The sequence below is a fragment of the Burkholderia sp. AU33545 genome, from assembly GCF_020419685.1.
GTDB classification, from domain to species: Bacteria; Pseudomonadota; Gammaproteobacteria; order Burkholderiales; family Burkholderiaceae; genus Burkholderia; species Burkholderia diffusa.
In genome coordinates, this window is the sequence record NZ_JAIZRQ010000007.1 from 19,100 (window position 1) to 38,732 (window position 19,633).

Here is a 19,633-nt window from a genome sequence, read left to right on the forward strand (position 1 = left end):
ATGACGGACCTGGCTCCCAGGTGGCCGGACGCGAAGCGCGCGTGCGTCGCGCTCGCGTTCGATCTCGACGGCCCGACCGGCGACGCGATGCTGAACGGGTCGATCTGGCGCAACCCCGCGTATTTCACGCTCGGCAGCTACGGGCCGTGGCGCGCGCTCGGCCGGCTGCTCGACGTGCTCGCGTCGTTCGACCTGCCCGCGACGTTCTTCGTGCCCGCGTGGGTCGCGCGGACCTGGCCCGCGCAATGCGCGGCGATCGTCGAGCGCGGGCACGAGATCGGCTATCACGGCTACCGCCACGAAGCGTTCTGGACGCTCGAACCCAAACGGCAGCGCGAGATCATGGCGCAGTCGGCCGAGATTCTCTACCGTACGCTCGGCGTGCGGCCGGTCGGGTTCCGCACGCCGTCCGGCGACTGGAGCGCGGCGACAGTGAGCGTGCTGCGCGAAGCCGGCGTGCGCTATTCGAGTTCGATGCGTGGCGACGACCGTCCATACCTGCTGCCCGGCGCTGACGGCGAGCCGCCGCTCGTCGAGATTCCCGGCCGCTGGGAAACCGACGATTACGCGTCGCTCGCATATCACCGCAACCCCGACTATCCGGCCGGGCTCGACCGGATCGCCGGCTACGATGCGACGCTCGACAACTGGACGCGCGAATTCGACGGTATATACCGCGAAGGGCTGTGCCTGACGACGCTGCTGCATCCGAAAGTCTGCGGCAAGCCCGGCCGCCTCGCGCTGCTCGAAGCGTGGTTCGAACACATGCGCGCGCGGGACGGCGTCTGGTTCGCGCGCTGTCGCGAAGTGGCCGACTGGTGGCTCACGCAGCACTCGTCCGACACGCAATCGACACAACGGAGCGGCCTGTGACGACACTTCCTGCCTGGCCGGACGGCGCGCGTTGCGCGATCGCGATCACGGTCGATTTCAACGACATACACGGTATCCAGACACGCGAGCCGCGTATCGTCGGCCGCGAGAAATCGCTGTCGGTATGGCGCTACGGCGCGACGCGCGGCGTCGATCGCTTGCTCGATGCGTTCGATGCATTCGGTGTGCCGGCGAGCTGGTTCGTCCCGGGCATCGTCGCCAAGACGCATGCGGATGCGGTGCGCGAGATCGACGCTGCCGGCCATGAACTCGGCGTGAGCGGCTATCGCTGCGAAGACTTTGACGCGCTGCCGCTCGCCGCGCAGATCGACGCGTGCCGCACCGGGCGCGCGGCGCTCGCGGACACGATCGGCCGCGACGTCGAAGGGTTTCGCTCGTTCACCGGCAACTGGGCCGACGGCTTCGCGGACTGGCTCGTCGCGGAAGGCTTCACGTGGTCGTCGTCGTGGCGCGGCGACGATCTGCCGTACGTGCATCCGCGCGGCGAGGGCCACGCGGACGGTGCGCGGCTCGTCGAGCTGCCGCTGCACTACGAGCTCGAGGACGAGCCGTACTTCGAGTTCAACCTGTCGCCGCCCGTGCCGACCGGCCAGCCGCGCATCGCGGCGTACCGTGACGTGCTCGACAACTGGCGGCGAGACGTCGACGGGTTTCGCCGCTTCGGGCTGTGCTGCGTGCTGCGTCTGCATCCCGAGATCATCGGCACCGCGGGGCGCATCGACTTGCTGCGCGCGTTGCTCGCGCATCTGCGCGACGCGGGCGACGTCTGGTTCGCGACCGGGCGCGACATCGCGCGCTGGTGGCGCGCGCAGGTGCCCGTCAATCCGCCGGGCCATCCGGTCGACGTGTTCGCGCATTGCGTGGCGGACGAGTCGGCGCGATGAAGACGGTGACGGAAACGCGTGCCACGCAGCTCGCGGCGTTCGTCGCGCGGACAGATGCCAGTGCATTGCCAGACGATGTCGTCGCGAAGGCGAAGCGTCATATCCTCGACACGCTCGGCGCGGCGCTGGCCGGTACCTCCGCGGTCGAGACACGCAGTGCGCGCGCGCTGACCGGTACGGTCGCGCATGACGGCGCGACACTGTGGGGCACACGACGGGCCGCGGGCGCACGCGATGCAGCGTTCGTGAACGGGATCGCCGCGCACGCGCTCGAGCTCGACGATTCCGGCGGCTGCGATCATTCGGGCGCGGTGGTGATGCCGGCCGTGCTCGCCGCGCTATCGTGCGCGGACCGCCCCGTCACCGGCCGGGAATGCGTGGCGGCGATCGTGCTCGGCTACGACGTCGGCCGGCGCGTGCTCGAGGCGGCTGGCGGCTATTCTGCGCACAACGGTGCCGGCTGGCACTCGACGCTCAGCTGCGGCGTGTTCGGCGCGGCGGCAGCAAGCGCGCGCGTGCTCGGGCTCGACGCCGCGCGCACGCGCGACGCGCTCGGCCATGCGGCGAGTTTCTCCGGTGGCTTGTGGGGTTTCATCCACGACGGATCGCAGACGAAGCGGCTGCACGCCGGGCGGGCGGCGGAGGGCGGCGTGCTCGCGGCGCTGCTGGCACGCGAAGGCGTGAGCGGCCCGGCCGGTGTGTTCGACGACGTCTGGGGCGGCTTCTTCACCACGTTCGCCGCGCAATCGCATGCGCCCGACGCATTGACCGACGGCCTCGGTGTGCACTGGAAACTGATGCGCTGCTCGATCAAGCCGCACGCGTCGTGCCGCAGTGCGCATGCGGCGGTCGACGCGGCGCTGCAACTGGCCGAAGGTCGCACGTTCGAGGCCGGCGAGATCGAGCGGGTGGTCGTACGGGCGAGCGCATTCGTGGCCCGGATGTGCGGCGGCCGCGACCTGTCGACACTGTCGTCGTCGCAGATGAGCCTGCCGTACGCGGTTGCGGCAGCGCTTGCGTTCGGCGACACCGGAATCGGCGCTTATCGCGACGACAGGCGCACGGATTCGCGCGTCACCGCGCTGCTCGCGCGCATCGCGATCGAGGTCGATCCGGCACTCGGCGATCTCGACGAGCCGACCGTCATCCTGCATCGCGCGGACGGGCGGCGGCAATCGCATCACGTGCCAATCGCACTCGGCGATCCACGCAATCCGCTGTCCGATGCGGCACTGCTGGCGAAGTTTCGTGCACTGGCGGGCATCGCGCTCGTCCCCGCGCAGGTCGATGCGCTGAGCGACACGTGCCTGTCGCTGGAGCGGTTGCCGGACGCGCGGGTGTTGAACGCGTTGCTCGCGGCCGATGAAGGCGATTCACCTACCACGCCGAAATTCCGCCCATAACGCCCCGTTTCCGGAAACGTTCCTTGTCGGTTCCGCACTAATTCACGCGCCGCTCCGGTCGTTATCGTGGCATCGGTCTCGCACGTGCCGCCTTCGATCGGCTGGACACGCATGCGTCGCATGCAACGGTTTCGTGCTCAACGCTTCCCTCATCATGATCAGGAATTTCAGCATTCGCGTCCGGCTGGCGCTGGCGATGGGCTTTCTCGGCGTACTGCTCGTCATCGGCGGCATCATCGGTGTCATTGGCGTAGCGATAAGCAACGACGATGTGAAGACGCTTTATTCCGACCGGCTCGCATCGTCGGAGGCGCTCGGGCAGGCGAATGTCGCGCTGTCGAGAACCCGCCTGTGGCTCTATCGCATCGCGCTCGATCCGAACAGTTCCGACGTGCCGCAGGAAACCGCGACATCCCGGGAACTGCTGGCCGCGTCGAAAAAGGCGTGGGACGCGTATCGCGCGCTGCGGCTCTCCGGCCCCGAAGAAGCGCGCCGCGCGGCCGACGCGAACACGAAGTTCAACGCGCTCGTCGAGAACGGCCTCGAACCGATGTTCAGCGCCATTGACGCGCGCGATCCCGTGAAAATCCCCGACGTCTGGCGGCACATACCGCCGTCGCTGTTCATCGACGTCTCCGACGCGATGGACGCGCTCGGCCGAATCCAGATCACGGCCTCCCGGATCACGTTCGATGCCGCGCAGGCGCGTTTCCACTGGTTCGTCGGGATCGCGATCGCCGGCATCGTGGTCGCGCTCGGCGCAGCCGTACTCACGTGGTGGTCGCTTCAGCGCGCGATCGGTGCGCCGCTTGCGCACGCACTCGACCATTTCAGCGCGATTGCCGGCGGCGACCTGACGACGCGGATCGATGTCGATTCGACCGACGAGATGGGGCAACTGATGACCGGCCTGCGGACGATGCAAGGCAAGCTGCTGCAGACGATTCGCGTGGTGCGGGAAGGCTCGCACTCCATTGAGACGGCCGCGCACGAGATCACGGCCGGCAACATGGACCTGTCGCAACGGACCGAAGAGCAGGCCGCGTCGCTGGAGGAAACGGCCGCCTCGATGGAGCAACTGACTTCGACGGTTCGCCAGAATGCCGAGAATGCGAAGCAGGCGAATCAGGTGGTGCAAGACGCGGCGTTGCTGACCGAAGAGGGCAATCAGGCGACGCAGGAAGTCGTCAACACGATGCGTGGTCTGTCGGAAGCGTCGGGCAAGATCGCCGAAATCATCTCCGTCATCGAAGGCATCGCATTCCAGACCAACATCCTGTCGCTGAATGCGGCGGTCGAAGCGGCGCGGGCAGGCGAGCAGGGCCGCGGATTCGCGGTCGTCGCAGGCGAAGTGCGATCGCTCGCCCAACGCAGCGCCACGGCGTCCCGCGAGATCAAGGAACTGATCACGGATTCGCTGAGACGCGTCGAGACCGGTGCGCGACAGGTCGATCGCGCGACCGGGACGATGGCGGATATCCTGACGTCGGTGCAACGCGTGCACGTGCTGATGGGCGAGATTGCGGCCGCGTCCGACGAGCAGTCCAGAGGCATCGAACAGGTCAATCAGGCCGTGACGCAAATGGATCAGGTGACCCAGCAAAACGCGGCGCTGGTTCAGCAGGCGTCGGCGGCCGCGCTGTCGCTGAAGGAGCAGGCGGGGCAGCTGGAGGCGACTGTCTCGGTCTTTCGGATCGGTTCCGCGCAGGCTGATTCGTGATCCCGGGCGGCCGTCTCGATCCACATGGCCGGTAACGTGGCGAGCAGCCTTGCCCGAGCGGCGCTTTCACGTGACAAGGTTCAGCGACCAGCGGATAGGGTGTCGCCATGAATGACACTGCCGCGTTCAGCGAAATGTAAGTTAAAGGAACTGCCACCCATGCCGGCATCAACCGATCGCGAGAGCCGCTCGTAAACGCTACAACCGGCGTAGTGACTGGCCTGGCCCCTGTTACCCGAGGCAGCCTATAATCGCTGTCAGCTTGTCCAGGAAATCGCTGTGACCAGAGTGAGGGGGTGTCCAAATGGGACAGTGCCGTCGCATCTATTCGCGCTTTGTGCTCACAAGCTCGATCGCCGGTCTGGCAATTCTGGCCGGCCCAGGCCACGTTCACGCCGAGGACAGTCCGTCGAGCTTGCCGACCGGGGTCAAGCCAACTGAAAGAAAAATCAACGTCTATGCCGTGTATGGCGACGGACGCGCGACCGAGGGCGGCGACATGCATTGGCGCGCCTACGAAGTCGGCTTCGGCGACGTCTTGAATGACTACCTCTCGGTCTACCTCGCGTATGTGAACGAGGGGCATCCCCTGGATCACCACCGTGACGGCTTCGCCGCCCTGGGTTCGTTTCGCTGGCCGGTCGGCAACCGCGTGGCGCTCGAATTCTCGGCGGGACCGTATTTCAGCATGGACACGACGCATGTCGACAACGCGGTGCGCAACGACAAGCGCTGGGGTGTGCGTGCGTCGGCAGGGGTGCGGTATTACGTCGTTCCCAACCGCTTCTTCCTCAAGGTCCAGTACAACCACGTCCAGATGATTGGCGGATTCAATTCCGACGCGGTGCTCTTCGGCATCGGCTCGGATTTCGGCGGCGATCCCGGCCCCGCGCTTTCGGACGGCAAGACGCAGCTTAGCGTTTGGGCCGGGACGTCGCAAACGAACCGTCCTCAAGTGCCGATCGAAAAAGGGTATATGGTCGAAGTCAAGCGGCCGCTCGGCAATGCGTGGGCCTATTCGGCGAGCTTCGTCTACGAAGGCAATAATGGCGTCGCCGGTCGAAGAGGCGTGGCAGCGCAACTCTGGTACGTCGCGCCGATCAAGAGCAAATGGACGCTTTCCGCAGGCGTAGGTCCGTATCTCTCGCGCGATCGGGACGAAGTCTCGAGCAAGACGAGACTCAATGCCTTGCTCAGCGCGCAGGTGAGCTATCAGGTCACGAACGATTGGGCTGCCAGCTTGCGCTTCAATCGTGTCGCAACGGGCAACGATAAGGATCAGGACATGTTCATGGTCGGCCTGGCACGCAATTTCTAATGGCTCGTTCTTGCGTTCAGGCTCACGCTTTTTTGGCGAGGTCACGGCCGACGGCTTCGCGGTGCTCGACGTGAACAGGCGCGGCGAGGCGATCGTATGGGCGCGCGAGCGCGGGTTAGTCGGTGGAACAAGCCGGCGCAGCAAGTGAGTCGCTTTGTCGTCGGGGCGATTCTTATACAGGCTACATTATTAAGAGTTCTAACAAACTGATGCTGAATTGGAACGTCGTCGTTGCTGGAATGCGGACTGGTTCGCTTACTGACTCCCGGCGATCTTCACCAGCGATGAGGTTCGCGAGATGCCGGACCGTGGTCGGGCATCTCGTCAAAGTCTTCATCCTTCTTGCTTGACCGCGGTCGACATATATTGCTCGCGGACTGCCAGTCCCCCGTATGGCAAGTGGGATGCGGTAACTGTCGCGACGTAATCCGAATAGGTGTAGCTCACCCGTGCAACCGCCACGGGTTTGCCTATAAGCGATTCCAGCGTTGTATCTCCAGATACGGATGTTGGCGCACCGAGCAAATTGCGCAGATTCTGGACGGCGATCTGCCAGCTCTGCCGTGTTTCAGCTGCGGACATGTCGCGACGGTACACATTGATGGCCATCAGCGTGCGATCCGGCGCGAAGCTGAACCATATTTCGCTCACTGGTGGGCCATGCGAGCCGAGCGTTTCTGCAGGCACCCCCCGACAGCGCAGGTAGCGCAAGCCTCGAGACAATTCGAGGCATTGCGCTTTGTCCTGCGACATTCTTTCCAACACTTCTGCTTCGGTACTGCGATCAAGCTGCAGGCCGAACGCAGGACGGTTAGGGGCCGCTGATACGCCCTTCTCCAGCAAAATGGCTTTGTTGCGAATCGACAGCACCGTTCGGGAATCGACGGAATCGACTGGACATTTCACGCCAAGCTCGGTGAGGAGCCGTCGCCCCTGTGACGTGTGCAACCAGCCGATCCCGGCAACACTCACGAGCATTGCCGCAGTGAGCCAGGCAATCACGTGAGTTCTGCGCACCGCAGTCAGCCCGTGCATGATGTTGCAACCGTGGGGGGAAGATACACCGGGCCGCCGGGCGTGGCGTTGATTACGGTACTACGCAGGTTGAACAGGGTTGGTACCGCACTGAACTGGAACTTCGTGCCAACCGGGATGCCGGCTGAATTTTTCTCGGTGAGCGCGTACGTTCCGTTTGTCGTCGACGTCAGTGCTGCAAAGTCTGCGGCCGAGAGTTTGCTTTGCAGCGTCGCGACGAGATCCACCATGAACTGGTCGAACACGCAGCCGGGAACGCCGACGTCGTTATGGGCAGCCGTCATGTCTTGGCACATCTCCGGCTGGGAGTCGATGTCTCCAGCGACCTTGACCGGGCCAGGGTAGGTGTACGGACCGCCGAGGAGCGATTCAAACTGCAGCGTGAGGCATGCTTCAAGCCGTGCGGGGGTGTCATGGGCTGCACTGCTGTGGCTGGCATTACCGGTTACCGCCGCAAAATAGGGCGCCTCGACCGGGTCCGCCAAGAGGCCTGCGACAGCTGCATTGACCACGCCGGCCACCACGCCGGGGGCAGCCGAATCTCCACCGAGCGCGGCCCAGATGGCCTGATTCTCCGGGTGTTGCGCGACCGCTGGAGCAATGTCATCTCCGCCTCCGCAAGCGCTGAGCGCGAACAGCGCCGCTGCGGCAACCGCGATACCAATGGAACGCTTCATGAGTTGTCTCCTCTGGATGCCATCGCGACGCCATTTCCCGAGGTGGGACGCCAAGCACCTTGGCTGGATGGCACACCCATATACGGCGGCAAAGCAAGAACGGATGCAGTGACGTCAGCAGATGGACATGGTTTCGACACCCTTGCCAGTCCCCCGGCCGCAGATCTGGTCACGATGAATTGGTCAACCGCGCATCCGCTGCGCGGTTCGACTCGTATATCCGAATGCTTCCAGCCAACAGCGGCAAATTTCCCGGAGAACCCAAATGAAATCTGGCAGCAAAGCAAAACTGGGGGGCGTGGCGCTCGCCCTTGCATTCGCAACGTGCATTTACGCGCAGGCCGCCGAGACAGGATCCATGTCGATGGAGCAGACGGTCGAGGTGGGCGGCGCTGCGATGTACCCGTCCAGGAACATCGTCGAAAACGCGGTGAATTCTCATGATCACACGACGTTGGTCGAAGCGGTCAAGGCCGGGGGGCTGGTCGACACATTGTCGAGCAAAGGGCCGTTCACGGTATTTGCACCGACCAACGAGGCATTCGCTGCGTTGCCGGCTGGCACGGTGCAGACATTATTGAAGCCGGAGAACAAGGGTGCGCTCGTCAAGGTGCTCACGTATCACGTCGTACCCGGACGACTCACGGCACTCGACCTTGCCAAGGCGGTCGACCAAGGTGGCGGCAAGGCGACGCTGAAGACAGTCGAAGGTGATGCCCTGATCGTCAGCCGTGGCACGAACGGGCTGGCCATCACCGACGACAAGGGTAACGTCGCGCACGTAACGATCGGCGATGTCATGCAGTCCAATGGCGTGATTCACGTGGTCGACTCCGTGCTGATGCCCTGATACTTCAGCCTGTATCTGACAGAGAACGTGATGTGCGGAAGCGGGCGGCACGCTCCTGCACATCACAGCGACCCCGGTGTGTCGTCGGGGCGCTTCTTTCGCACGGTCGAGCCCGAACGTTGCAACCGACGATTCGTGCTCGATCGCAGCGATCGATCTTGCAGCGCAGTGCGCGTCACCGTGGTGGGATCGACGATATCGGCTTCGACGAGATCGACGAACTTGCCGGTGGCCGGGTTGCAGCTGAAGTTTCCCGTGCCGTCCCGTACCTTCTCGATAACGACCGAGGATCACTTCCTTTGGCTTTGGGTATCCAGGAGATCTAACGAGCTGAGGGCTCGCGCGCGTGCAAGCTGGTGATCCACGATCGGAAAGGGATAACTTGCGCCGAGACTGATGGATGCTTTTTGCAGCGCTTCAGTAGAAGCGGTCCATGGGCTGTGGACGGATTCGGCGGGAAGTGCAGAGAGTTCGGGCACCCACCGCCGCGTGTATTCGCCTTTCGGATCGAATTTTTTCCCCTGCAAAACAGGATTGAAGATTCGAAAATACGGGGCTGCGTCGGCGCCGCTTCCTGAAACCCATTGCCACCCGGCGGGATTGCTTGCCTCATCCGCGTCAACCAGCGTATCCCAGAACCATGCTTCGCCCTCACGCCAATCGATGAGCAAGTGCTTTGTGAGAAATGACGCTGTCACCATGCGCACGCGGTTGTGCATCCAGCCAGTGTGCCAAAGCTCGCGCATGCCGGCGTCTACCAGCGGGTATCCTGTTTTTCCCATTTGCCACATGCGAAGCGCCTTTCCGTCGGTGCGCCACGGCATGGAGTCAAACTGAGGCCGAAAATTGAACTGATGGAGGGGTTTGCAGTGATAGAGAAGATAATACGAGAATTCTCTCCATCCGAGTTCACTGAAGAACTTGTTCAACGACTCTTTTTGGGAATCGTCAATGCGAACGACTCGCCTGCTTCGCATTGCGTCTACCGCTGATAACGTCGCGTACCACACTTGCCGAGCCGAGATGTTGCCAAAGCGAAGATAGGGAGAAAGCCGGCTCGTCGCTTGAGTGGCTGGAAAATCTCGTGCGCCGGCATAATCGGAAAACGAGTGTTCAATGAAGGCCTCAAGTTGATGTCCAGCCGCATCCTCGCCGCATCGCCAGGTCGCACGCAGCCCCTCCGCCCAGTCAGGCTTTGAGGGCTGCAGTGCAAGCTCGGCAAGCGTACAGAGGTGTGCGCTGACGTTTTTGGAGACGGCAAAGAACGTGATCCGAGAGGGCGCCGATAGTGGACATGGCGGGGAAAAATCATCGCGCTGAGCGGCTCTCCAGTACGCGCTGAACACCTGGAACGGCAAGCCTTCACGTGTGGTGACTGTCCAAGGTTCCCGCAAAAGATGGCCATTGAATGTTGAAACTTCGATTCCGCGGCCGATCAAGTCTTTCTTGATCGATGCATCTATTTCCGTTTGCGCTTTCGAGTAGCGGCGATTCCACAAAACCATTGCCGCCTGGGTCTCGAGGGCGAGACTCCTGATGGCTTCATGTTCGTTTCCGCGAAGCACGATCAGCGAGCCACCGAGAGCGGAAAGCGCGTCATCGAGTTTTCTCAAGGACTCGTGCAGCCACCACCGTTGCGCGCCACCCATGGGACGCCCGATCTTCGGGGCAGGGTCGTATACGTAAACGCAAACAACAGGATGGCCGGTACTGACCGCATGAGAAAGTGCGGGATTGTCGCTGAGCCGCTGATCGTCACGAAACCATACGATAACGGGGCGGGATTGATACGGCAATTCGGAGCTGGTCATGTGCGTTGCCTGAGAAGGTTCGTTGGCAATGTGAACGGGATCGGAGAATCGGAGATGAAGCGCTCTTGTGCGTTTCCAGCTTTATCGAGCCAATATCTCTATTCGGCGCGGGCGTCATTCATGACGTCTGCGCCGATTGTTGGCGGAGAAAGGGGCGTTACCCCATCCCAATGGCGTGCAATCGCGAGCGCGGCCGGCAAGATGAACGCCCAGCCGGTTGCGATAACGACGAGCGCTGCAGTCGGATCCTTGAAATGAACGGCCCCCAGCGCCGCACCTGCGCGAAAGGACGCCGGGCCTGCGAATGCGCCGACGAGCACCGAGATGAGCGGTCGCTCCCGGAGCCAGTGCAGCAAAGTATTGAGTTGAATCGCGAACAGCGCCCATAGCCCCGCAAGCCAGTACGGCGCCGTTCCTTTGAGCAAAACGCCGTTCGGGTACACAAGCAGGCCGGAATGCGCAACGGCACTGTCCCATAACCATCCGGACACCGTGACCGTGAGGACGAGCCGCGCCTCGGAGGACGGTCGGCGTGCGAAGAGAAGATGGCCGACCGTCGCGATCAGCGCATACGCGACTCCCCACGCGGCGCGTTGCGATGCGGCAGTCATCACGCATGCCAGCCATCCTATCTGGGTCGTCGCGAGATAGACGTACACGCGAGCGGCGCCCAGCGCTGGCGTGCCCGACGTTCCTTGATTCGTAGCACTTGTCATGATCGTTCGCTCGGGATCAGTAACGACATGGTCGCCATGCCGCGTGCATCAGTGGTGCACATGTGTACGCGCCGAGCAAAGCGATACGCCGCCCTCGACGACAAGCGAAATCGATCCAGCCGCCACGGCGACGTTGCATCTCGGGGAAAGTGGCAGGTAGAACGTTCATGGCAGACGGCTCTCAATATCGTCGACGAGCGGAACCATTGCCAGACGATAGCTTTGCAGGGAGCGATTGTCGGCATTCGGCGTCGATTCCCATCTCCAATACGACGCTGCATTGCGGACGGATGCACTTGCGAAGGGAATATCTGGATGCCGTTGAGCGGGCACCCGGTGGCCGGTAGCGCTGTGGACTGCACTGCCACTTACGAGGTTGCCGCTGCAACGCATTGGGATTGCGCGCCTCATGTCGCGCAGCGTCGGGTTTGAACCGGGCCGATAGGCCAACCGGTCGGAATTCGGGCAGGGCGTACAAACGAGACGCGAGATTGCCTGAGCGTGCCGGCGCTCGAACGATGAACATCCGCTCGTGGATCCTGGACGGCGGGTGTCGGCTGTCGTGCGATACATGCATCCGCGTCCGCGCCAGTTCCGTAAACCCCCATACACGGCGGCGGATGCGACCGGGATCGTCAGGTAAGGAGATTTGCATGAACATGAAAGCCGGACTGGCCGTCCTGTCGGTGCTGCTCGCGGTCGGTTTCCTCTGCGCGTGTAGTCCGGTGCGGCTCCTGAACGCGCTAACGCCGAGGTACACGTTCAGTCTTTTCGCAGATATCCCGTACGGACCCGGCGAGCGTCAAGTGCTCGACGTCTACTTGCCCGCGCGCGTCTTGCATCACTGGCCGGCCGATGCGAATGCGGGCGCGCCTGTGGTCGTGTTCTTTTACGGCGGAAGCTGGCAGTCCGGCGAGCGCAAGGACTATCTCTTCGTGGGAGAGGCACTGGCGTCGAGGGGTTTTGTTGCCGTGTTGCCCGACTACAGGACGTATCCGGCGACCACCTTTCCCGGTTTCGTCGACGATGCGGCGCAGGCGGTGGCGTGGGCACGCGAGCACGCAGTTGCGTTCGGCGGCGATCCGCGTCGCCTGTTTCTGATGGGGCACTCCGCGGGCGCACAGATTGCCGCATTGCTTGCGACCGACGGCCGCTATCTGGCGGCACAGGAGATGCAGAAGAGCGATATCGCCGGCGTCATTGGTCTGGCCGGCGCTTATGACTTCCTGCCGCTGCGTGATGCAACGCTGGAAAAGATATTCCCGCAGGAAGCGCGTGCGGCGAGCCAGCCGATTCGATTCGTTCAGGGTAGAGAGCCGCCGATGTGGCTGGCAGTCGCGGAGAACGACACGGTGGTCGAGCCCGGCAACACGTACCGCTTCGCGCACGCATTGCAAGACATGGGCGACACCGTCGTGGTCATGCGTTACGGGAACGTGAGCCATGCGTCGATCGTCGGTGTTCTGGGCGCGCCGTTGAGAGGGGTGGCGTCAGTACTCGACGATCTCTCCGCGTTCACGGATCGCGTCGCGAAGGCGTCGAATGCTGGAACCGCGAGCGGGCAGCCGACAACCCCTGCCGCGGTGGCTCGCTCTTCGGTTCCGGCTCGATGATCGAGGAAAGCCCTGCGTTGCACCCGCAGGTGTGCCGGTCCTGAATCGACGGCTTGTCGTGCGGTCGGACAAACCCGCGGCGTCGCCGCTCAACGACGAACGCGTCGAAAAAGGGCGGCACTCGCTGTCAGCACATTGCGCGCGACGATGCGCTTGACACGTGTGCTGCGCAGCATCGCCACCTATCGTCGCGGGCAAGTAGAAACAGTCGGCGGCGCTTGCCGCGCTACAGCGCCTTCAGCTCCGGCGTCGTTCCGCCCAATCCCTCTTCGCGAAGAATGATGGCAAGCGCCGTCTCGAGCAATTCGGCCGCGCGGTTTGCTGCGTCTCCGAGGTGGCGGTGCAGCAACGCATCGGCCGGCGATCGTGACACGCATTCATCACTGTATCGCTCGAACGCACCAAGCTGCATGATCAATTCGGAGAGATGACGCGGACACTCGCATTTGACGGTGGTGGACAGGCCGCTGAGCGACGCCAGCGTCGCTTCGTCGAAGCGTCGCCGCGTGCGCAGCCAAAGCCCGCGATCCGCCTCGTTCGACTGGCGCGCCTTGACGACGGCTTGCGCTAGTCTCGAAATGATGGATGCGGGGTTGGTCTGGCCTTCCGTCGACCGGAAAAGCTCGAACCCCGACAGACGCGCCAGCTCGACCGCCTCTGCGGTGCCGAACGCGTACACGACGGCCACGGCATGCGCGTTGAGATTTTGCGCCACGGCAGCGAGCTGCGAGACGACATCCTCATGGAGCGACGTGGTCGTCGCGATGAGGGCGTCTACTGGCGTACTCGCATGCTCGCTCGCGTCGTCAAGCGAGTCGATTCGTGCGGCGATCCGGATTCCCATTCGCTCTACCGCGGCTTCCGAAATCGAAAGCGTACCGATGACCGCGAGGCTCACACCCGCCTCGGGAAGCGCCGGGCCATGCGTATTCGTCAGCGACAACGCCTCGAGTTCGTCGCGGCTCAGGCTGGCGATCGAGCCGATCGCGTGGCCCTGATTGACGAGCGCTTTCAGCAAACGAATTCGCTGTACGTCGTCGTCCGAGTACATCCTTTGTCCGGACGGCGTTTTGGGCGGAGCAATCACGTCATAGCGCCTTTCCCAGATCCTCAGCGTTGCTGCAGGCATGCGCGCCAGACGCGCGGCCTCACCGCTGCGATAGCGGTGAGGAGTATCGCGATCCTTGCGAGGGGGCATCGTTGCTCTCCTAAAGTCGACGTACAGTTGTCTCAGGATTGTACGCAGTTTGCCTGAAATTTGAAGCAGGAAAGTGATTCAATATGCGGATTTTTGCCCGGAAAGCTGGTTCGCGAAGTGCGAGCCGACTAGAATGCTTCGCAGCGGTACCGCTCGGTGTCGCGAGGTCAGTCAGGTCGCGCGGTGCGGGGCGCTAGCTAGGAGGGGCAAGGTGTTTCGTTCGACGCGCGATGACGCGGGCGTTTCCAAGCAGCGCCGCCGACAGACGGGCGAGCGTGGTCGTGACGCGGCGACAGATTCTGGCGTGGGGCGTGCCGCGAGGTGGCGATGCAGGTGTCTCGACAACCCAGGCAGCGATCATCAATGGCGAAGCGTTCCATGAAGACATTAAGGCTTGTCCTCGGCGACCAGCTGGACCCGAATCATCATTGGTTTTCCGATGTCCGGGCCGACACGATCTACTTGCTGATGGAAGTTCGGCAGGAGACCGACTACACGCTCCATCACGCTCAGAAGCTGATTGCCATCTTTGCGGCGATGCGTCGCTTCGCGAAGCTGTTGCGCGATGCGGGCCATCGCGTGCACTACATCGAGATCGACGACCCGCTCAATCGCCAGGGCATTCCCGCCAACCTGGACAGTGTCGGCGAGCTTCACGGCGCAGCGTGCATCGAGTATCTGCTGCCCGACGAATGGCGTGTCGACCAGCAACTGAGCGCCTATGCAGCAGCTGCGAGCGTGCCGGTTCGAGCGGTCGATACCGGTCATTTCTACACGACGCGCGACGAGGTCGGGCGGGTGCTCGGAACGGGCCGATCATGGATCATGGATCGCTTCTACCGGAACATGCGCGTGCGCCATCGCGTATTGCTCGACGGGGAAGGGCAGCCGGCAGGCGGGCAATGGAACTACGATGCGGAAAACCGCCAGGCTTGGTCCGGCTCGCCCGCGGAACCGGCCGACTGGCGTCCGCATCACGATCATCGCGCGCTGTGGCGGCAGATCGTGGCGGCTGGGGTGCGCAGTTTCGGGGAGCCGTCGGCCGACGACTTCCGCTGGCCCGTCGATCGAGCCGAAGCGCTCGCCTGCCTCGACTCCTTCATCCGGCACGCACTGCCGTTTTTCGGGCAGTTCCAGGACGCGATGCATGGGAGTGCTCGGCGACTGTTCCACTCGATGCTGTCGTTCGCGCTCAATGTGAAAATGTTGAATCCGCGCGAAGTCGTCGCGCGGGCCGAGCACGCGTATCGCAGTGGCGCGGCACCGCTTGCCGCGGTCGAAGGGTTCATCCGGCAGATACTGGGCTGGCGCGAGTTCGTGCGAGGTGTGTACTGGGCACGCATGCCGGGCTATGAAAAAAGCAATGCGTTCGGTCATCGCGGCCCGTTGCCGCATTGGTTCTGGAATGGCCGCACGCGAATGGCCTGCATGTCGCATGCGTTGCGGCAGTCGCTCGAAGACGCGCATGCGCACCATATCCAGCGGCTGATGGTGATCGGCAACTTTGCGCTGCTGGCCGGGCTGGATCCGCACGCGGTGCATGAGTGGTATCTCGGTGTCTATATCGATGCGTTCGAATGGGTCGAGATGCCGAACACGCTCGGCATGAGTCAATTCGCCGACGGCGGCGCAATGGCAACCAAGCCCTACGTTTCCAGCGCCGCGTACATCCATCGGATGAGCAATTACTGCAAGGGCTGCGCGTACGACCGCAACGCCCGAACCGGTGCGCGCGCATGCCCGTTCAACGCGTTGTACTGGGACTTTTTCGATCGGCACAGGGACGCGCTGCAACACAACCATCGGCTTGCGATGGTCTATCGGCAGCTCGCGCGTTTCGATAACGAGGCGCTCGAAGCGATTCGCATGCAGGCGGACAGCGTCGTACGGAATATCGAATCGCTGTAGGCCGTTCGGTCATCGGCCGCCTTCGTCGAAAACGGCGTGTGCGAAGCATGCGCGTACGGCGTGAGTGCGTCATTCGCTTCGGATCGCCAATGATCTCCATTGCCTCGCGCCGGCGCAATCCTGCCGACCGCCGACCGCCGCGCTGCGCGTTCGCGAAGCGAAGCGGGTTCGAGTGTTCGACGTGGTTTGAACAGCGAGGCATCACGCAAGCGCAGCAACCCGCGCCGGCAAGCGAAGGCGCGCTCGGGTCGCCGCCGTGATGCGGCGGCGATCCGAGCGGTGCCGCTCAGCGCGTGATCAGGGTGTCGGCCACCGCGCTGCCGAGGCCGGTGCCGCTGAGCCATGCGCCTTCGATCTTGCCGCCGCCCAGCCAGTCGCCGCACAGTCCGATGCGCGGCCCCGCCCGCCACGCAAAGCGGCCGGGAGCTGCAACAGACGACGACGCCAGCTCGGCATAGCGCCAGCGATGGGCGGTTGCCGTATCGGCGGTGGCGCCCACGATGTCTCGAAAGGCGTCCAGCAGCGTGCGCGTTATCTGCTCGGGCGGCGCCTCCAGATGAGCCTGGCTCCACTCGGGCGTCGCGTGCAGCACCCAGGTGCTCACGCCGGTGCGCCCGGGCTTGGATGTGTCATGGGCGATCCAGCCAAGCGGACCGAAATTGACGAATGCGGCGTCGAAGCCCGGATCGGGCAAATGGCCGCACTGCGCCATCACTGCCCAGGCCGGGCGCATCTCGGTACGCTGGGCGATCACCGCGAGACCCGGTTCGGCGCGCCGCAGGAGCGGTACGGCCTGCGGCGCCGGGACTGCAACGATGACGACATCGTGATGCACGGCCAGCGCACCCTGCTCGGCCGAGATCAGTCGCCAGCCCTGTTCGTCGCGCCTCAACTCGGTGATCGTGGTCTCGAGCACCGTCTCGATTCCCGCCGACAGATGCCGCGCCGGTGCAGTCATGCCCGGCACGCCCACGTATCGCTGAGCTGGCGCGAGCAATTCCCGCGGCCCGAGCGAGCCAATCGATGCGACGCGCGCGGCCCACGGGGCGGCTGCGCCGCTGGCGACCCATCGCGCGACTTCGGCGGCGAATGCCGGATGTTGCGCAGTGAAATACTGCGCGCCGTGATCGGCCTGCCAGCCGTCCGCGCGACGCGTACTCGTTCGCCCGCCCACTCCACGGCTTTTCTCGAACACCGTCACTCGATGACCCGCTTCGGCGAGGACGCGCGCGCAGGCCAGGCCGGCAATTCCCGCGCCGACGATCGCGATGGTGGCGGGTGAGTCGGAAAATGCAGTCATCTGATTCATCTTAAAAAATGCAGAATAGTGCGCACATTTTGCGCGCTCACACCAGGAATTCTACGTCATGCGAGCGTCATCGGCTGGATTCCGTGACTGTTGACCCGAATATACTGCGTCATGTTCGTATCGTGAGTCGTAATGTCGCTTCACGCGACACAAAAATGGCATAGAATGAAGTCCGTAATCAATGGCATGACGCGACCCGGTCGCGCATCGCGCGGCGGTCGTCGAGCGCCGCGCATGCAGGCGCCGGGGTCGCCGTACGGGACGGATGCTCGCAACAGGAGTCACCATGGCTTTTGTCTGGATCTGCGGTGCAACGGGGGCCGTTGGCAGCGCACTCGCGCGTCGTTTGAACGCCAAGGGCGTTTCAATGGTGCTCACCGCACGAAACGCGGATCGTCTCGGCGCCCTTGCCGAGACGATGTCGCGCGAGCGTGTGGTCGTTGCGCCTGCCGACGCGACTGACGCGGCGGCGCTCGATCGCGCGCTCGAGACGGGCATCGAGCGCTTCGGCGTGCCCGACGGGCTCGCGCATTGCGTCGGCTCGATCGTCGTCAAGCCGATGCATTCGACTTCGGATGCGGAACTGCACGACGCGTTCGCGGCGAATTACTTCTCGGCATGGAACGCATTGCGCGCGTTCGTCCGCGTGTTGCTCGCCGCTCGGGCAGGGGGCAGTGCGGTGCTGTTCGGCAGTGTCGCTTCGAGAGCCGGCTTCCCGAACCATGAGGCCATCGCCAGCGCGAAAGCCGCGGTGGCCGCGCTCGCGCAGTCGGCGGCCGCCACCTACGCGGCGCGCGGGATTCGCGTCAACTGCATTCATCCCGGCCTGATCGCCTCGGCAATGTCCGCGCGTCTGACCAGTGCGCCGCAGGTCGCGAAGCGCCTCGCGGACGCCAATCCGCTCGGACGGCTCGGCGCCGGCGACGATCCCGCCGCGCTTGCGGCGTTCCTGTTGAGCGACGATGCATCATGGGTGACCGGCCAGCAATTCGGCGTCGATGGTGGTCAGGGCGCGCTGATCGTTCCGCCGAGGCCATGACCATGCGTGCGGTCCTGCGTCGTTACCGCGTGCCCGCAGCGTTGGCGCTGGCCGGCCTCGTGCCGTTCATCGCGCTGTCGTGGCTGAGTGTCCACGCGTCGGCTGCCAGTGACGATTACGTGCACGCGCTGCTGAACTACGCCGCGTGTATCGCGTCGTTCGTCGGTGCCGTGCATTGGGGTGTCGCGCTGCGTGCAGCCGAATCGCCGCCCCGCCAGCGTGTTCTCTACGGGTGGAGCGTGATTCCCGCCTTGATGGCGTGGGCCGTGCTCATGATGCCTGGCATCGGCGCGCGGCTCACGGGAATGGCGATCGTGCTCGTCGCCTGCGCGGCCGTCGACGGCGTCCTGTGGAGAAAGGATTTCATTCCGGCCTGGTATTTCGCGTTGCGGTGCCTGTTGACGAGTGTGGCAGGCCTGTCGCTACTGGCCGCCACACCTTCGATGAACGGTTGATCCGGATCCTTCCATGACTACGTCCCGAACGCGACGCCAACCCGAATACCGGAACATCGGATTCGGCGATATCACGATGAAATATCGCATGCCCTTGGCGGCGATATTGTCGATCCTCCATCGAGTCAGCGGCGCGCTGCTGTTCCTGTTCCTGCCGTTCCTGCTGTTCCTCTTCGACCAGAGTCTCACCTCCGAGCTCAGCTTCGAAGTCTTCAAGGCTTTCCTCTCCAACATCGTCGTCAAGCTGATCGTCCTCGCGCTGTCCTGGGCGTTCCTCCACCATTTCTGCGCCGGCATTCGCCACCTGCTGATGGACGTCAACCACGACGCCGTCTCGAAGGAAGGCGGCAAGCGGACGGCCGTCGTCGTCTTTGTCGTCTCGATCGCCCTGACGATCGCCATGGCACTCAAACTGTTCGGAGCATTCTAAGAAAATGGCAGCCAATAACCGAATCGGCTCGAAGCGCCTCGTCGTCGGCGCTCACTACGGCCTGCGCGACTGGCTCGCGCAGCGCGTCACCGCCACGATCATGACGGTCTACACGGTCATTCTGCTCGTCCTGTTCTTCGGCGCGCACGACTTCTCGTACGAAGGCTGGGCATCGATCTTCTCCGCGCAATGGATGAAGCTCGCGACCTTCGTGACGCTGCTTTCCCTCTTCTACCACGCATGGGTCGGCGTGCGCGACATCTGGATGGACTACGTGAAGCCCGTCGGTGTGCGCCTGCTGCTGCAATCGCTGACCATCGTCTGGCTGCTCGCATGTGCGGGCTACGCCGCGCAGATTCTCTGGAGAGTGTAA

At 63.6% G+C, this 19,633-nt stretch carries 18 protein-coding genes; 12 read left to right on the forward strand and 6 right to left on the reverse strand.

All coding sequences use genetic code 11. From position 1 onward, the window contains the following. The 5 genes from LGM71_RS22945 (at window position 1) to LGM71_RS22965 (ending at window position 6,219) form a co-directional block, all read left to right on the forward strand. The gene (locus LGM71_RS22945; RefSeq protein ID WP_226116501.1) at window positions 1-873 is read left to right on the forward strand and encodes a polysaccharide deacetylase family protein; all 873 of its coding nucleotides are present in this window, start codon (window positions 1-3) and stop codon (window positions 871-873) included. Beyond that, window positions 870-1,778, forward strand: coding sequence for a polysaccharide deacetylase family protein (locus LGM71_RS22950; RefSeq protein ID WP_226116503.1), 909 nt, complete (start codon window positions 870-872; stop codon window positions 1,776-1,778). Before LGM71_RS22945 ends, LGM71_RS22950 begins: the two co-directional genes overlap by 4 nt. Then, window positions 1,775-3,181 (forward strand): MmgE/PrpD family protein, encoded by a 1,407-nt coding sequence (locus tag LGM71_RS22955; protein WP_226116505.1) that lies wholly within the window; start codon window positions 1,775-1,777, stop codon window positions 3,179-3,181. The genes LGM71_RS22950 and LGM71_RS22955 overlap by 4 nt, the downstream gene beginning before the upstream one ends. A gap of 154 nt (window positions 3,182-3,335) precedes the next feature. Further along, window positions 3,336-4,901 carry a methyl-accepting chemotaxis protein gene (locus LGM71_RS22960; RefSeq protein WP_226116507.1) on the forward strand — a complete coding sequence of 522 codons (1,566 nt, stop codon included), beginning with the start codon at window positions 3,336-3,338 and terminating at the stop codon, window positions 4,899-4,901. Between the two features lie 304 nt (window positions 4,902-5,205). Further along, a complete protein-coding gene (locus tag LGM71_RS22965) occupies window positions 5,206-6,219 on the forward strand; it encodes a porin family protein (RefSeq protein ID WP_226116509.1) in 1,014 nt (337 codons plus the stop codon). A 333-nt stretch (window positions 6,220-6,552) separates the two neighbouring features. Here LGM71_RS22965 and LGM71_RS22970 read toward each other — a convergent pair whose 3' ends face one another. Both LGM71_RS22970 and LGM71_RS22975 read right to left on the reverse strand, forming a co-directional pair. Further along, window positions 6,553-7,221 carry a hypothetical protein gene (locus LGM71_RS22970; RefSeq protein ID WP_226116511.1) on the reverse strand — a complete coding sequence of 223 codons (669 nt, stop codon included), beginning with the start codon at window positions 7,219-7,221 and terminating at the stop codon, window positions 6,553-6,555. Window positions 7,222-7,241: 20 nt separating this feature from the next. Then, on the reverse strand, window positions 7,242-7,931 hold the full coding sequence (locus tag LGM71_RS22975) for a hypothetical protein (protein WP_059602865.1): 690 nt from the start codon (window positions 7,929-7,931) through the stop codon (window positions 7,242-7,244). A 265-nt stretch (window positions 7,932-8,196) separates the two neighbouring features. On the opposite strand from LGM71_RS22975, the gene LGM71_RS22980 reads away from it, so the two are divergent. Then, a complete protein-coding gene (locus LGM71_RS22980) occupies window positions 8,197-8,781 on the forward strand; it encodes a fasciclin domain-containing protein (protein WP_413226903.1) in 585 nt (194 codons plus the stop codon). 290 nt (window positions 8,782-9,071) lie between these two features. Here the strand turns inward: LGM71_RS22980 and LGM71_RS22985 are convergent, their stop codons facing one another. Beyond that, complete coding sequence (locus tag LGM71_RS22985; protein ID WP_226116513.1) at window positions 9,072-10,592, reverse strand: cryptochrome/photolyase family protein; 1,521 nt, start codon at window positions 10,590-10,592, stop codon at window positions 9,072-9,074. Window positions 10,593-10,690: 98 nt separating this feature from the next. Then, the gene (locus LGM71_RS22990) at window positions 10,691-11,251 is read right to left on the reverse strand and encodes a DUF2878 domain-containing protein (protein ID WP_226116515.1); all 561 of its coding nucleotides are present in this window, start codon (window positions 11,249-11,251) and stop codon (window positions 10,691-10,693) included. A gap of 710 nt (window positions 11,252-11,961) precedes the next feature. Here LGM71_RS22990 and LGM71_RS22995 point away from each other — a divergent pair. Beyond that, entirely contained in the window at window positions 11,962-12,921 is a 960-nt protein-coding gene (locus LGM71_RS22995) for an alpha/beta hydrolase (protein WP_413226904.1), read from the forward strand. A 226-nt stretch (window positions 12,922-13,147) separates the two neighbouring features. Here the strand turns inward: LGM71_RS22995 and LGM71_RS23000 are convergent, their stop codons facing one another. Further along, window positions 13,148-14,119, reverse strand: coding sequence for a MerR family transcriptional regulator (locus LGM71_RS23000; protein WP_226116517.1), 972 nt, complete (start codon window positions 14,117-14,119; stop codon window positions 13,148-13,150). A gap of 378 nt (window positions 14,120-14,497) precedes the next feature. Between LGM71_RS23000 and LGM71_RS23005 the strand changes: the two genes are divergently transcribed. Then, complete coding sequence (locus LGM71_RS23005) at window positions 14,498-16,027, forward strand: cryptochrome/photolyase family protein (RefSeq protein WP_226116518.1); 1,530 nt, start codon at window positions 14,498-14,500, stop codon at window positions 16,025-16,027. A gap of 286 nt (window positions 16,028-16,313) precedes the next feature. Here LGM71_RS23005 and LGM71_RS23010 read toward each other — a convergent pair whose 3' ends face one another. Then, window positions 16,314-17,336, reverse strand: coding sequence for an NAD(P)/FAD-dependent oxidoreductase (locus LGM71_RS23010; RefSeq protein WP_319000397.1), 1,023 nt, complete (start codon window positions 17,334-17,336; stop codon window positions 16,314-16,316). 286 nt (window positions 17,337-17,622) lie between these two features. Here LGM71_RS23010 and LGM71_RS23015 point away from each other — a divergent pair, with 286 nt between their 5' ends. From LGM71_RS23015 to sdhD, 4 genes are read left to right on the forward strand one after another with little or no spacing between them, the layout of a single operon-like run. Continuing rightward, window positions 17,623-18,375 carry an SDR family NAD(P)-dependent oxidoreductase gene (locus tag LGM71_RS23015; protein ID WP_124625093.1) on the forward strand — a complete coding sequence of 251 codons (753 nt, stop codon included), beginning with the start codon at window positions 17,623-17,625 and terminating at the stop codon, window positions 18,373-18,375. Between the two features lie 2 nt (window positions 18,376-18,377). Then, the gene (locus tag LGM71_RS23020) at window positions 18,378-18,830 is read left to right on the forward strand and encodes a DUF3429 domain-containing protein (protein ID WP_226116520.1); all 453 of its coding nucleotides are present in this window, start codon (window positions 18,378-18,380) and stop codon (window positions 18,828-18,830) included. A gap of 13 nt (window positions 18,831-18,843) precedes the next feature. Further along, window positions 18,844-19,260 carry a succinate dehydrogenase, cytochrome b556 subunit gene (sdhC, locus tag LGM71_RS23025; protein WP_175868010.1) on the forward strand — a complete coding sequence of 139 codons (417 nt, stop codon included), beginning with the start codon at window positions 18,844-18,846 and terminating at the stop codon, window positions 19,258-19,260. 4 nt (window positions 19,261-19,264) lie between these two features. Continuing rightward, entirely contained in the window at window positions 19,265-19,633 is a 369-nt protein-coding gene (sdhD, locus tag LGM71_RS23030) for a succinate dehydrogenase, hydrophobic membrane anchor protein (protein WP_226116522.1), read from the forward strand.

Coding starts and splice junctions, on each gene's coding strand:
- LGM71_RS22945 (WP_226116501.1), top strand. CDS start 1: ATGACGGACCTGGCTCCCAGGTGGCCGGACGCGAAGCGCGCGTGCGTC.
- LGM71_RS22955 (WP_226116505.1), top strand. CDS start 1,775: ATGAAGACGGTGACGGAAACGCGTGCCACGCAGCTCGCGGCGTTCGTC.
- LGM71_RS22960 (WP_226116507.1), top strand. CDS start 3,336: ATGATCAGGAATTTCAGCATTCGCGTCCGGCTGGCGCTGGCGATGGGC.
- LGM71_RS22965 (WP_226116509.1), top strand. CDS start 5,206: ATGGGACAGTGCCGTCGCATCTATTCGCGCTTTGTGCTCACAAGCTCG.
- LGM71_RS22975 (WP_059602865.1), bottom strand. CDS start 7,931: ATGAAGCGTTCCATTGGTATCGCGGTTGCCGCAGCGGCGCTGTTCGCG.
- LGM71_RS22980 (WP_413226903.1), top strand. CDS start 8,197: ATGAAATCTGGCAGCAAAGCAAAACTGGGGGGCGTGGCGCTCGCCCTT.
- LGM71_RS22985 (WP_226116513.1), bottom strand. CDS start 10,592: ATGACCAGCTCCGAATTGCCGTATCAATCCCGCCCCGTTATCGTATGG.
- LGM71_RS22995 (WP_413226904.1), top strand. CDS start 11,962: ATGAACATGAAAGCCGGACTGGCCGTCCTGTCGGTGCTGCTCGCGGTC.
- LGM71_RS23000 (WP_226116517.1), bottom strand. CDS start 14,119: ATGCCCCCTCGCAAGGATCGCGATACTCCTCACCGCTATCGCAGCGGT.
- LGM71_RS23005 (WP_226116518.1), top strand. CDS start 14,498: ATGAAGACATTAAGGCTTGTCCTCGGCGACCAGCTGGACCCGAATCAT.
- LGM71_RS23010 (WP_319000397.1), bottom strand. CDS start 17,336: ATGAATCAGATGACTGCATTTTCCGACTCACCCGCCACCATCGCGATC.
- LGM71_RS23015 (WP_124625093.1), top strand. CDS start 17,623: ATGGCTTTTGTCTGGATCTGCGGTGCAACGGGGGCCGTTGGCAGCGCA.
- LGM71_RS23020 (WP_226116520.1), top strand. CDS start 18,378: ATGCGTGCGGTCCTGCGTCGTTACCGCGTGCCCGCAGCGTTGGCGCTG.
- sdhC (WP_175868010.1), top strand. CDS start 18,844: ATGACTACGTCCCGAACGCGACGCCAACCCGAATACCGGAACATCGGA.
- sdhD (WP_226116522.1), top strand. CDS start 19,265: ATGGCAGCCAATAACCGAATCGGCTCGAAGCGCCTCGTCGTCGGCGCT.